The 12400-nt window shown below is 70.7% G+C and carries 9 protein-coding genes and 2 pseudogenes; 5 read left to right on the top strand and 6 right to left on the bottom strand.

The annotated features are described in order from the left end of the window. Window positions 1-133 (top strand): annotated as a pseudogene (locus tag ACF1A5_RS33410) (DDE endonuclease); the annotation flags it as partial. Between the two features lie 5 nt (window positions 134-138). On the opposite strand, the gene ACF1A5_RS33415 reads toward ACF1A5_RS33410, so the two are convergent. From ACF1A5_RS33415 to ACF1A5_RS33435, 5 genes are all read right to left on the bottom strand, one after another. Continuing rightward, complete coding sequence (locus ACF1A5_RS33415) at window positions 139-588, bottom strand: hypothetical protein (RefSeq protein WP_392196603.1); 450 nt, start codon at window positions 586-588, stop codon at window positions 139-141. 257 nt (window positions 589-845) lie between these two features. Further along, window positions 846-2117 (bottom strand): TIGR02679 family protein, encoded by a 1272-nt coding sequence (locus ACF1A5_RS33420; RefSeq protein WP_392196604.1) that lies wholly within the window; start codon window positions 2115-2117, stop codon window positions 846-848. Then, complete coding sequence (locus tag ACF1A5_RS33425) at window positions 2114-6352, bottom strand: TIGR02680 family protein (protein ID WP_392196605.1); 4239 nt, start codon at window positions 6350-6352, stop codon at window positions 2114-2116. The genes ACF1A5_RS33420 and ACF1A5_RS33425 overlap by 4 nt, the downstream gene beginning before the upstream one ends. Continuing rightward, window positions 6349-7674 carry a TIGR02678 family protein gene (locus ACF1A5_RS33430; RefSeq protein ID WP_392196606.1) on the bottom strand — a complete coding sequence of 442 codons (1326 nt, stop codon included), beginning with the start codon at window positions 7672-7674 and terminating at the stop codon, window positions 6349-6351. The genes ACF1A5_RS33425 and ACF1A5_RS33430 overlap by 4 nt, the downstream gene beginning before the upstream one ends. Next, window positions 7671-9311: a TIGR02677 family protein gene (locus ACF1A5_RS33435; RefSeq protein ID WP_392196607.1), complete on the bottom strand. Its 1641-nt coding sequence runs from the start codon at window positions 9309-9311 to the stop codon at window positions 7671-7673. The genes ACF1A5_RS33430 and ACF1A5_RS33435 overlap by 4 nt, the downstream gene beginning before the upstream one ends. Window positions 9312-9694: 383 nt before the next feature. On the opposite strand from ACF1A5_RS33435, the gene ACF1A5_RS33440 reads away from it, so the two are divergent. From ACF1A5_RS33440 to ACF1A5_RS33450, 3 genes are read left to right on the top strand one after another with little or no spacing between them, the layout of a single operon-like run. Next, entirely contained in the window at window positions 9695-10432 is a 738-nt protein-coding gene (locus tag ACF1A5_RS33440) for a helix-turn-helix domain-containing protein (protein WP_392196608.1), read from the top strand. After that, entirely contained in the window at window positions 10402-10572 is a 171-nt protein-coding gene (locus tag ACF1A5_RS33445; protein ID WP_392196609.1) for a tetratricopeptide repeat protein, read from the top strand. Before ACF1A5_RS33440 ends, ACF1A5_RS33445 begins: the two co-directional genes overlap by 31 nt. 30 nt (window positions 10573-10602) lie before the next feature. Then, window positions 10603-11247, top strand: coding sequence for a tetratricopeptide repeat protein (locus ACF1A5_RS33450; RefSeq protein WP_392196610.1), 645 nt, complete (start codon window positions 10603-10605; stop codon window positions 11245-11247). A 202-nt stretch (window positions 11248-11449) separates the two neighbouring features. Here ACF1A5_RS33450 and ACF1A5_RS33455 read toward each other — a convergent pair whose 3' ends face one another. After that, a complete protein-coding gene (locus ACF1A5_RS33455; RefSeq protein WP_392196611.1) occupies window positions 11450-12217 on the bottom strand; it encodes a hypothetical protein in 768 nt (255 codons plus the stop codon). On the opposite strand from ACF1A5_RS33455, the pseudogene ACF1A5_RS33460 reads away from it, so the two are divergent. Then, window positions 12192-12400: pseudogene (locus ACF1A5_RS33460) on the top strand (hypothetical protein); the annotation flags it as partial. The gene ACF1A5_RS33455 and the pseudogene ACF1A5_RS33460 overlap by 26 nt on opposite strands.

The following is a 12400-nucleotide window of genomic DNA, read 5'->3' on the forward strand; positions in this document are numbered from 1 at the left end:
AGCCAACCGCGCCTTCGCCGACCCCGACGACCTGATCACCGCCGTCCGCCGGGGTCTCCGCCAACTCCAGTACCGCCCCGACGTCCTCGACGGCTGCCTCACCGGCACCGGCCTCCGGCGCCAGCCACCATGACGACATCACGCATTCAACGGCAGTAGGCCCGTTGGCGAGCGACGGTGGAGCTCAGCAACTACGGCGCGGATGAGCGCTGCTCCTCCCTCTCTCCGGCCGAGCACACCGAGTCGCGCGTCAGTACACTCCCGCAAATATTGCGCCCGGTAATCGTCCGAGCAGGCCGCGTGTGACAGTGCGACACGGGTCAACTGCATGCGGTCGGTCGTCATGTACGGTCGCGGTTCGCGATTGAGATCGCTCTCCACCGCCATGGCCAACAGCCACTCGGGTGCGCATTGTGCGAGCGGTCCCGTCAGCAGGGCCATAAGCAGGCTGTCCCGGTCCTCGCCCTGTGGCGCCGTGCGTATCGCCTCGATAGCCATGCGTTTGGGTGGGGAGTCGCCGGATGCCTGCGCGACGACGGTACGCAGGAAATCGAAAGGGAGGGATGTAGATGGTTTCGCCGCGGCCATCGGTCTCCATTCTCGGACACCGTGCCCTCACCTTCGGTCGGACCCACCCGTGCACGGTGGTGTACCAGGTGTGGACATCAATCATGCCGAAAGGGACTGACAGCGTGGACGGTTACGGACACGCTGCCGCCGCAGAACCCCAGGAACGACACGACGCCACCTCTGACCCCACTTCCGGTTCCAGAGCGGCACCCGAGTCGGGAACTGGAAGGGACTTGCGGAGCAGATTGGTCGAAGTTGGGACGGATGTGTCGTCTCTATGCCTGGCGTGACAGGTCGGCCACCAAGAGATCGAGGGTGACCTCTTCATGGAGCGCGACCCCCAAAGCGGTCATCGCAGGGGCGAGGCCCGGGGCCCAGGCCGCGCTGACGGGCTGGCCGTCGAGCGGCAGCTGAGGGATTCCCTCGGCCTGGCTTCGAGCGGCCAGGTGCTCGTAGTCTTCGGCGCCCATGCGCCATGGCTGGGCTCCATAACGGCGGATGATCCGGTTCGCCAGAGCGATGCCCGGCCAGTCGAAGTCGCCGTGGTACGCGAAGCGGCAGCCGGTGGTGGCGAGAGCGTCGAGGAGTGTGAGGACCACGGTGGCGGCGCTGCCGGAAGTGCACACCAAGGGCCGGACGCAGGCAGCGTCCGCCGCAGCTTCCACCACGCGCGGATTCTCACAGATGTGGACCACTTCTCCGGCAGGTAGTCGCAGCTGGAGGTCGTGAAGATCGCGCGGCGTGAGGTGGGCTTCGGCGTGATGGTCGGTCCGCTCCCGCAGGGCCTGCTCCCGCCATCCCCTACCTACGGGCCGCAGCCCGTAGGTCAGCACGGTGCTGGAGACCTCGTCCGGTGTGACGGACACCAGCCGCCAGAGTGCGCGCCGACCGGCCGCGTCGCCGGGGAACTCGGTGCTGTGGGCGAGGGCGATACCGCGTTGGACGAGGCGTGCGAGCCAGGTGCCGTCGTCCAGGCCGTGTGCGGACCCGGTCGCCATGGCGGCGAGTTCTCCTCGGCCTCGGCTGCCACCCGCCTCCGGGCCGAGCAGGACGGTGAGGACCTGGACAGCCTGCTGAAGCGTGCGTACCGCCGTTTCCGGTGCCACTCCTCTCGGGGCGCCGGTACGGCGCAGCAGGTCGTACCACCGGTCGGTCCACTCCTGGCCTGCGAGCGGAGAGGCGTTCAACGCCGAGGCGAGCATCGACCAGACGTGCTCGCGCCGGGCCGCGGTATCCGCGCGGACGGCACGGTGGTCGGTGAGCGGAGGGCCCAGTTCCTCCAGCACCTCTCTGAGACCGAGTCCGGCCGCCGAGGCGCGCAGCCGCGTGTCGAGCGCATCGAGGCGCACAGTCACGGCAGCACCTGTGACGGGCTTGCCCAGAAGGAGCGACAGGTCGTTGCGTTCCTGGGTGCTCACCGAGGTCAGCCGGAGGGAACCGGTGGCCTGCACGCCGTTGCTTTCCAGGCGCTTGCGTACCGCTTCCCAGAGCCTGGTCAGTCCGGGACCGGCCAGCCAGTCCCGTGTACCTGCGGGCAGCTTGCTCATACGGACACCAGACGCCGGTGCCGGCCGTTCCAGGCGTAGTGCAGGGTGGCCACCCCGCGCACATGGGGATCGCGGAGGCACTCGTAGATGTGGAGGGACGGCACCTCCGGCCAGTTGCCCATGAGCCGTTCGCTAGTGAGGACGAAGTCGAGATCGAGATCGACGAGGATCCGTCCCAGCCGCCCGTGGGTAGGTTCGTCGACCTTGGCGAAGGCGTCGTCCAGGAGGATCAGCCGCGGGGCGCGGGGCGCCGACTCGGCGAGGCTGGTGAAGTGGGCGGCGGCTGCGGCGAAGAGCACGAGGTAGGAGAGCACTCGCTGCTCGCCCTGGCTGAGCCCGGTGCGGCCGGTCAGTTTCCGCCGCCGTCCCGGAGCGGCGTCCTCGACCACGAAAGTGTGGAAGCGGAACCAATCACGGTAGTCGAGCGCGGTCCGCAGGTGGGCGGCGTAACCGGCTGAGGGATCGGCCCGCCGGGCATCCTCGATCCGGCGTTGCAGCACCTCGCGGAGCTGCTCGGTCTGCTCACGCGTGCGCAGGCTCGACGGACTGCGCAGCAGGTCCACGGCCGCCCGCACGTCCGCGTCGACGTCCTCGTCCAGCTTCCACAGCAGTTCAACGCCGAGGCCGTGGGAGGTGCGCACGGTCCGCAGGGTGTCGTTCAGAGCCGCGACCAGGTTCGCCGCGGTGATGACCTGGGCCGAGAGATGGTCGCCCAGCTCCCCGGTCAGGAACCGCTGGAACACCTCACGTTCGCGCTCGGTGAGCCGTCCCCGGGCCTCTGCCGCCTGGACGGCGATCCGCTCGCCCACGGACGCGACGTCGTGGGAACCGTGGTCGTCGATCAGGCGGCACACCTTGATCCCGTCGCGTTCCTCCAGTTGCGCATCGTAACCGCCGGCCAGCTGGTCGCGCAGTTCGGTGTGCCGGTTGAGCAGGGTGCTATCCGACACCTCGCCTTTCGGGCGGCCGAGGGCCTGCTGTACCGCGTCGGCCAGCGCCTGTAGCGCGCGCAGACGGCTGCGGACATCCGAGCCGGGGTCGTCCGCCACGTCCTCGGGCAGTGCGGACCGGTCCAGTCCGGCGCCGTGCACCACCTCCGGTCGGCCGAGTGCGCCGCGAAGGGCGCCGCCGGTTGCGATAACTGCCGTCTCCTGGGCGGTCAGGTCCTCGCGCAGGCGCTTCTCCTCCTCTTCCGCGCGCACGCGCCGGTCGTGCAGATCGTTCCGGATACGTTGTGCTGCCGGGACGGCCTGGGCGGCGTGCGTGATGCGCTGTCTGGTTTCCTGCTCGCGAGTGAGGATCTCTTCTTCGGTCGCCCCGATGGCCTCCTCGCGGGTGCGCAGGTCCTGTTGCGCGGTACGCAGCCCGCTGAGGCGAAGCCGGTAGTTCTCCTCCGCGGCCAGGCGATCTCTACGGGCGCGTTCGTATCGCTCGGCATCGGCGTGATGGGTGCCGAGCCGCTCGCCCGTGCTGCCGATCGCTCGGCGAAGATGCCCGATGCCGGTAAGAAGGGCAGCCAGCGCGGTGCGTACGCGTTCCAGCTCGGCGGGGTCGCTGGGCAGGTCGTGGGCGGTGGCGGTGGCGTCAGCCTCGGCGCGGGCGGCTACGGCGAGGGCGCGGGCCTCCTCGGCCAGCCGTGCCGCGCGGGTGGCCTTGGCGGTCAGGTCCCGCAGTCTCCTCTCGTCCGACTCGGCTCTGCTCCAGGCGTCGGCGAGACCGCGTGCCTGGGGGAAGTCCTGCTCCGCGAGCCTGAGGGCCCGACGCTGGGCGTCGGCCTCGGTGAGTTCGTGACGGGCGTCGGCCAGCCGCTGCTCCGTCTGCGTGAGCCGCTGTTCCAGCTCGGCCAGGATGCGCCGCCGGGTCTCGGCGCGTACAGCGGCTCCCACGTACTCGGCGTCACTCTTGTGGTGCCGGCCGCTGAGGATGCCCAGACGCCAGCTTCCGTCGTAGTACACCGCGTCATGAGCTGTCGTTTCCTCGGCCGGTGCGAGCACGATGGCGGCCAGCAGGTGTTCCACCTGCTCGGACGTGACTCCACACCCCGGTTGCGGCGCTGGGCGCAAGGCCGAGGCGAGGGGCGTCCCGGCCGGCAGCGCGGGGCCGGGACGCAGCAGAGTGTCACGAGTGCCGGGGTCGACAAGGGCGCCGTCTGCGCCGACCCACGCGTCCAGGATTCCGCTGGCTTCCAGCGCTGCTTCCAGACCGGCCCGACGCGCGGGACTCAGATCATCCGTGAAGTCCACCAGCCGGTAGAACGGCGCTCCGGTGCCCGGCGTCCTTTCGGCGACGCGGTGGTGAGGGACCGGCGGTTCGGGATCTGTACGTCGCTCCCAGTCACGCTTCTGACTCGCCAGGCGGCCGAGCTCCTCGTCGAGTCGGCCGACGGTGAGTGCGAGGGCGTCGCGGTGTCTGGTGAGTTCCTCGCTGTACGGCTCCAGTGCGGCATGGGCGGCCTGCCACGCCTGGCTGTCCGTGTCGGGCGGGAGCGTGCGGTTCGCGAACGGGGCGTCGGCGGAGCTCTCGAAGGCGACCACTACGTGGACGGCATCCAGCGGCGGGCAGTCGGACCCGACGGCGGCCCGCGTGCGGGTGACCCATTCGGCGACCTGGCGGGCATAGGCGCCGCTCTCCTCGGCGACCTTCTCGCGGCTGGCGTCGAGACGGCCGCCGGCGTCTTCCGCCTCGCCCTCCAGCCATTCCCGCTCGGTGTCGGCCTGCTCCGCCCGGCTTCGGGCCTTCTCGGCCTGCGCGGTGAGACGCGTCACCTCCTGGACCATCCGGGTCCGGTTCTTCACGACCGTCTCGGCGTCCTCCAGCTGCGTCTGCCAGGACCGCAGTCCGTCCTGCACCGCCGCCGTGTCCACACGGACGGCCGACCGGTGCTGCACGATGTGCGTCTTCCCGTCCGGAGCGGTCAGTTCCATCTCGTCGGCCTTGGAGCGGACCGTGCGGGGCAGAGCGACTGCCTCGCCGAGATGGCCGGGGGGAAGTCCGGCCTTCTCCGCCTGCGTCAGCAGTTGCCGGTGATCGGTGTCCAGTTCGGCGAGCCGGCTCCCGAGGTGGTCGACACCGTCGGCCAGGCGCTCGGCCGCGCCGTCCTCTGCGCCGTGTGCGTTGCTGACGGCGGTGAAGGCGGCCACGGCGGCGGTGTGCAGCGCCTCGACCGTGCTTCGGCGTTCCGACAGTTCGCGCAGGCTGCGGTAGGCGTGGCTGGCGTGTAGGGCGGCGAGGTCGGTCCGGGCGGCTTCTTCCTCTTCGCGCAGGGTTTCCAGCCGGGCTTCTGATTCCTCCTCCTGCGTCCTCAGCTCGCTGGTCCGCTGTGCGGCGTCTCCGGTCGCGCGGCGTCGCTGCGCGAGGATCTCCAGCTCCCGGCTCACCGCCTGCGCGGAGGTGCGCAGGACACCGGACAGGTAGCCGCGGTAACTGGTGAGGAAGGTGCGCAACGCCGTATCCGTGCGCTCCAGGCGGCCGAGTTCGTCACGTACGGCGTCGAGGTCGTGGAGGTTGCGTGCGACCTTCTCGACCACGTCCTCGTCGAGTCCCGGCAAGGTCTCGTTCAGCAGGGAAGCAAGGCCACCGTGCTCGATGCGGTCCCCGACGGTGGGCCGCCGCAGCCGGTGGAGGAGCTGGGTGAGGTTGCGGTAGCGAGTCGCGTCGGTGATGCCGAACAGTTCCCGGGCCACCCGCGAGCGGTGGACGACCGCGCGGTCGGTGACGTTGTCGGAGCCGACGATCTCCTTGAGCCGGTCGACCGGCAGGGGCCTTCCGCTCTCGACCAGGTGCAGGTCCTCACCGACGCGCAGCGGCGTGACGAAGAACGTCGGCAGCGCCTTCTGCGTCGACTTCGAGGCGCGGATGGCGGCGCCCAGGGTGAGGTGGCGATGGTCGCCGCCGTCGGTCATGCCCCGGAACTCCACCCACAGGTAGCCGAGACGGTTGGTCTGCTCGAACCCGTCCAGCATCAGCCAGGCGAGAGTGGTCCGGCCGGTGCCCGTCGCGTCCAGCGCCCGTGAGTCGCCGTCCAGCAGATACGGGAGCAGCATTTCCAGGGCCTTGGACTTGCCCGCGCCGTTCTTGCCGCGCAGGAGTAGCCGTCCGTCGCCGAAGGCGAACTCCTGCTCGTCGTACTGCCAGACGTTCCGGATGCCCGCGCGGTGCAGCCGGAAGCGGGTGCCGGCGGTCGTCGCGGGGCCGGAACGCGGCAGCGGGACGAGGCCACGCGCATCGGTGGTCACAGTGGCAACTCCTCCTGAACGTCGGCGCCCTTGCCGGCTGCGGTGGCCGGGCGCACGGTCACGTGGGTGGCGTAGCGTGCCGCCGCGGCCAGCAGCACCCAGCTGTCACCGCCAGGGCGTGCCTTGCGGACATCGGTCACGGTGCGTCCCTCTGGTGCCTCTTCGGCGTACCCCTCCGGCAACCCATCTCCCTCAGCACGCAGCCGGCCGGTGCGGGCCATCAGCCGCATGCGGGCCAGCAGGTCCAGCACGGCCTCCCGCAGGGTGGGGATGTCCTCCAGGTAGCCGCGCTGCCAATTGCTGCGCTGTCCGTACTTGGCGACCAGTTCGGCCAGCAGTTCGTCTACGAGGCCGTCCGGGACAGCCACGCCGATGACGAGCGTCCCTCCGGTCGCCGGGTGTCCGGGCTCCTGTGGCCGAAGCCGGTCCACGAGCCGTTCCACCAGCAGCAGCGCGGCCTGTGCGACCGTCCCGGTGCCGGGCAGGTGCAGGTCCGTCAGCTCGTCCTCGGGGTCCACCAGCGCCACTCCCTCAGCGCGGATCTCCATTTCCAGGCCCAGAAGTTCGGAGAACGCCTGCGCTTCGCGGCGCTGCCGGGTGCGCAGCCAGTCGCGTTCGGCGTCGGTCAGCTCGTCCAGGTAGACGACGGGTGTCTCGACGAGCATCCGACGCACATAGGTGCGAGGACCGCCGAACCCCGGGTCCGCTGCCCGCCGGACCAGGTCGGCGCCGTCACGGGCCTGGGCGACCGGGCCGGCGACGACGACGCGGGCCAGCTCGCGGTCCACTGTGATCAGGGCCTCTCCGCCCGCATCGTGCGCGAGCGCGGCCACATGGCCCTCGGTTTCGATGAGGACGCCCCACTCGACCAGCAGGCGCAGAGCCGCGACCAGGGTCCGTTTCCCGGCCGCCCTGCCTGTCTCCTCCAGCTCGATCTCGGCGTCGGCTGCGGCGGCTCTGATGTCGGCCACCAGTTGTGACAGCAGCAGTTGTTCGGGTGCGGTCACCAGCACGGACAGGGCCAGCGCGAGGCAGGCGTAGGTGTGCGGGGTGAAGGGGGTGCCGGTGGAGCGCTCCAGCCGGTGGCCCGCGCCTGCTCCCAGCCCCGCTTTGAACAGCCGGGCGTAGGAGCTGTCGACCAGCAGGCGGTAGCCGAGCACCTGCTGGAACCGCTTGCTCAGCCAGTCGGCATGCCTGCGGATCAGCGGGAAGAGGTCGGAGTGCGGGCCGTCCGAGGTGACCAACGGGTGGGCGAGCAGCAGTCGGGCGGCGCTGCGACGCTCGGCGGCCAGGGCGACGTCGTGTGTCGAGGGGAGGGTCATGACACGGTCACCTCCGCATCGCTGTCGGCCACGTCGGAGGAGGTACGGCCGACGTCCAGCTCAAGGTCGTCCAGCAGCAGGTCGCCGTCGACCGAGCGCAGGACGCACCGGGCGCCTGCCGTGCGTCGCACGGTGAGCCGGATGCCCAGCTCGGCGTCCTCGCTGTGCGCCTGGTCGAGGTCGAATTGCGTCGCGCCCGCCCCGTCCGTGTCGGGGCGACGCCCTAGCTGTGCGTTCCCGAGTGCGGTGGCCAGCAGCTCCAGGAGCAGACCGAGCGCTGCGGAGGTGAGGCGGACCTCGGCGAACCGGCCTGAGGCACTGCGCAGTTCGTCCGCCGCCGCTGCCCTGGCCGCGGCTCGCTCACGGGCTGCCTCCCGCAGCCGCCTTTTCTGCGCGGAGTGGTCCTCCACCGCGGACGTCCGGCCCCGCTGGGCGCGGCTGCCCCTTTCCCGCAGGGCCACCGGCACCTCGACCACCGGCCCGGTCCACCAGCTCGTGTAGGCGGGGACCACCTCGTCGGTGGCCGGGGGTATGCCCAGATGACGGGCGCCGTAGAGGCCGAAGGCGGCGACAGCGATGTCATGCGCGTCCTGCGGCGCCGCTTCCTCGAACCACCGGGCCAGCCGCAGCAGGTCCTTGCGCCGGGACATCTCCCCGGTGGCCGACCGCAGCATCCGCTTGGCGTTGGCGAGCAGCGACTGCAACGCGCGCAGGGTGGCGTCCCGCAGTTGATCGACCTGACTGCCCTGCCCGTGGGTGTCGCTGAACCAACCGCGCAGGCCCTCCCAGTCCGCGAACTCACGCCCACGGCTGCGCTGCACCCGCGTCTCCAGGCGGCCGTCGCCCTTCGGTGACAGCCCGGTGAGGCCCTGTGCGTGGGCGTCCAGCCGGGCCAGCAGACCCGGGACGTGCGGCCACAGCTTGTCCAGTGCCGCCGAGATCCGGGGCGCGCGGAACGCCACGTCTTCAGTGATCGCCTCGACGTAGTCGAGAAGCAGCTCCTTGAAGCCCTGGTACTCGGCGCTGTCCAGGTCGTACCGGGCCAGAACTTGGCCGAGGTAGGCGTAGAAGTCCCGGATGGAATCCGCGAACTCGGTGAACTGCACGAACAGCGTGCTGACCCGCTCCAGCCCGTCCTGCGGTTCCATGCCGCCGGGCGCGGTCACGAGCTCGGCCAGCTCCCTGAGCCCGCGCTCGACCAGGGCGAGCAGCTCGTTGCTCACCTCGCGGGCGGCGTCCGCCTCGGCCAGCACACCGTCGGCGTCACGCTGGATGCGCTCGCCCAGCTTCGACAGCTGGTAGCGCGCACGGGACCGCTGGTACTCGCTGATGCTGGACGCTTTCACGGTGTGGCTGCTGCGCAACAAGTTTCCCCACCGCACCAGCTGCTCCAGCCGGACGGTGAGGGTGTCGGCGTCGAGCCCGGCGGCAGGGCCCCCGGCCTGGCGGAGCTTCGCCAGGAGGTCCGGCACGGCCAGGTCCGCCAGCAGGGTCCCGCAGAAGACCCGCATGATGGCTAGGTGCTCCAGCCGCTCGGGCGCGCTGAGGTAGGTGTACGCGTCCAGCCGCCGACGCGTTTCGTTCTGGACATCCTGCGTTGCGGCGTTTTGCGCTGCACCGGGTGCGGGTGCCTCCATGCCTGCGAGGTTACGCGGCGCATCCGGCCGCCGCCGGTGTGTGGCCGAAAATGCCACGGACACGCGCCGTCAGGCAACGGCTCGGCTCCCGCTGACGAACCGGATTCGGCTACTCCCGTCGGCGACCGGGCATGTCAGGCACTGTGGGGCGCGGTCTGGGGCTGGGGGAGGCCCCCGGTGCTGAGCCGGGCGGGGCCCGGTCTCCAGTGGTTGGGGGAGTCAGACGCATCCTGCGCTGCGCGCTCGGCATCATCGCCCCGAACCCGATGCCCCCATGACCTCAACACCTCAACGAGGAAGCGACTGGGCGACTTCACATGCGCGCCGCGAGGGTGGGGGCGTCATAGGAGCCGAGGGCGGTCTACCTCGGGGGCGCGGAGGCAGTGCCACCGGTCGATCCAGAGCAGCGCTTCGCCGCCGGCCGCGGTAAGCCCATTGCCATGAAGTCTTCATTGCAGTTCTATGGAGGCATGCCATTGCCCGTTCGCGTGATAGCTCCCAGTCGCCTTGCGGCGCTGCGGGAGCGTGCGGGGCTGTCGAAGGCTGAACTTGCCCGGCGAGTCGGGGTGACGACGCGCATGGTGTTCTTCTATGAGAAGGGGCGGCACACGCCCACTCCGCAGCGGCTGCAGAAGATGGCAGCGGCGCTGCACTGCGATGTGGAGGAGCTCACTGGGGTTCGCCGTGGGGAAGAGGGGCTCGTCGACCTGCGGTTTGCTGCCGGCCTGACACTCGATCAGGCGGTGGAGCTGCTGCGCCGGACGCGCGTCGGGCGTGACCTGTGTCTGTCGGCCCCGAGGCTCTCCGCCTTGGAGCAGGGGCGCCCCGTGCTGGGCCGGAATTGGCGGGATCGCTACGTGGTGGGGCGGCTCCCTACCGCGCTGGCCAAGATTTATGGTGTGCCCGTGCGCATGGTCGTGGACGCTTGGATGCGTACCCGCCCTGATGAGTCGGCGTCGGTGCACCCGAGGCGTCAGCCCCAGAGGGGTTCGAGCGACTCGGCCGAGGCTGCCTGGCGATCGTTGAACGAACGGCAGCAGGTCTACCTCGGTGAGATCCTGCGGGACGAGCGCATGACGGAGACGGAGATGTGGCGTCCTCCTATTACCGGGAAGCGCTGAAGCGGCGACTGACGAGCCTGGGCGAGGACCACCCCGACACCCTGCTGAGCCAGAGCAACCTCGCCTACCTGCACCTGAAAAAGGGTGAGGTCGATACCGGGCTGCAGCTGTGCCGCCGGACGCTGGTCCAACGCGAGTAGATCCTGGGCCCGACCCATGTCGACACCCTGGTGAGCCGGAACCTGCTGGCCTCGGCCCTCGCTTTTGCCGGGGAGCCGGAGGAGGCAGTCGACCTGTACGAGACCACTCTCGGACAGCGCCGGGAGGTCCTCGGGAGCGGGCACCCCAAGACCCTCCAGACCCTGGCCGACCTGGCGCTCTGCCGCCTCCAACTGGGCAACGCCGCGGCGGCCGTCCCGCTGCTCGAGGAGGCGCTGACCCGCCAGCAGCGGCTCTCCGGGCCGGACAGCCCCGACACCCTGCGCCACCTCCACAACCTCGCCGCCGCCTGCAGGGAGGCCGGAGACCTCGTCCGGGCCCGGGAGCTGTTCACCACCGCACTGGACCGGCGCACCCAGGTGCTGGGCGCAAAGCACTTCGAGACCCTCATCACGCTCAGCGGCCTGGCCCGGCTGCACCAGGCCGACGGAGACCTGGAACACGCCATCCCCCCGTACGAGGATGCGATCGCCGGTCTCACCGAGGCACTCGGCCCCGACCACCCCACCACCCGAACCGTCTCCGGCTACCTCGCTGAGGCCCGCACTCCCCATCCGAGGTCTCGCTGGTGCATGCCCCTGCGCCGGATGAGGGGACGGCTTGTGCGCGCGGCAGGTACGCGAGATGGTCGCTTGGAGTGCGGGAGGTGGCCGTGATGCTCCGTGTCCGGCTGCCATCGTCATCGCATGGTCATGCCACCGCAAGACCATGCCACTTGTTCGGCAGCCGCCCCGGCCCGTCCCCGCTCCCTGCGTCGACGAAGGCGGCCGGCGGGTGTTCTCCGCCCTCGCCCCCCACTTCGGCGGCGCGCCTGCTCACCGCGCTGCGCAGGCGCTCCCGGCCGCGGAGGCAGTGAGCTTATGTCCATGCGCCGCTGAACAATGCGTATTCGAGCAGGTCGGGGGAGGCATCGGAGGGCCAGCCGTCTGTCGCTGCCGCCTGGTGGGCGGCGGCGTGCATGAAGGACAGGTAGATCTTGTAGCGGTGGGGCGACCAGTCCTGGTCTCTCCAGACCCAGGCGGCGACCGCGCCGTCGGGGTCATGGCCCGTCTCCCGGCCGACCGCCTGGGCCAGGGAGCGCAGCCGCCGGGCCAGGACACGGTCGAGTATGAGCGGCTCGGGGCCGTTCGCCGGCTTGACCGTCTTGCCTGCGAAGTAGAGGAACTTGGTGAAGAAGGACGGCCCGAACCCGGGAATCCGGCCGCGGAGCCCCTCGTAGGACGCTACTGCGCCGTGCCTGCTCAACACGGTGACCGCATCGTCCAGGGCCTCGTCCAGGAGGTCCTCGGCGGCCAGGATCTTGCGGAGGGTGGTTGGTCCGCTGCCGCCGGGGGAGCCGCTCTTTCCCTTCCCCCACACGTAGGTGGCGACCATCGACGTCACCTGCGCCCGGCTGACCCGAGCGTCCCCGGTGAAGGAGTGGGGAGCCAGTGCCGAAGGCCAGGGGGTGATCCCCGGCTGTGACGCAGCTCCTGTCGCCCCCGGGGGAGGCCGCCGTACCGTTGTCCGCACCTCCCCGCCCGGGCGCGCAGTGCCCGCGACCGGATCACCCACACCGGAACACCCAGGACAGGCGGGCATACGCACAGGACGGTCCACCATGCCCACCGCGCTCTCGCCCGTCATCGCCGCCTCCGCACGCTGGCTGCTGGCGGCCTTCCCCCCGGCCACCGGCCCGCTGAACCAGGCCCTGGCCGAAGCCCAGGCAGGCCAAGCGGCCACCATCGCCGCCGCCCTGCGCTACCCCACCGCGCTGGACGCCGAACTGCTGGACCTGCTCGGCCCCGGCGGCTCCGGCCGGCTGGACTT

Origin of the sequence: Streptomyces sp. NPDC014864, from assembly GCF_043081525.1 — a bacterium.
Classification (GTDB): Bacteria; Actinomycetota; Actinomycetes; order Streptomycetales; family Streptomycetaceae; genus Streptomyces.

What these genes read in the sequence shown, in the direction of transcription:
- ACF1A5_RS33415 (WP_392196603.1), bottom strand. Translation starts at nt 588, where the DNA reads ATGGCCGCGGCGAAACCATCTACATCCCTCCCTTTCGATTTCCTGCGT.
- ACF1A5_RS33420 (WP_392196604.1), bottom strand. Translation starts at nt 2,117, where the DNA reads ATGAGCAAGCTGCCCGCAGGTACACGGGACTGGCTGGCCGGTCCCGGA.
- ACF1A5_RS33430 (WP_392196606.1), bottom strand. Translation starts at nt 7,674, where the DNA reads ATGACCCTCCCCTCGACACACGACGTCGCCCTGGCCGCCGAGCGTCGC.
- ACF1A5_RS33435 (WP_392196607.1), bottom strand. Translation starts at nt 9,311, where the DNA reads ATGGAGGCACCCGCACCCGGTGCAGCGCAAAACGCCGCAACGCAGGAT.
- ACF1A5_RS33455 (WP_392196611.1), bottom strand. Translation starts at nt 12,217, where the DNA reads ATGACGGGCGAGAGCGCGGTGGGCATGGTGGACCGTCCTGTGCGTATG.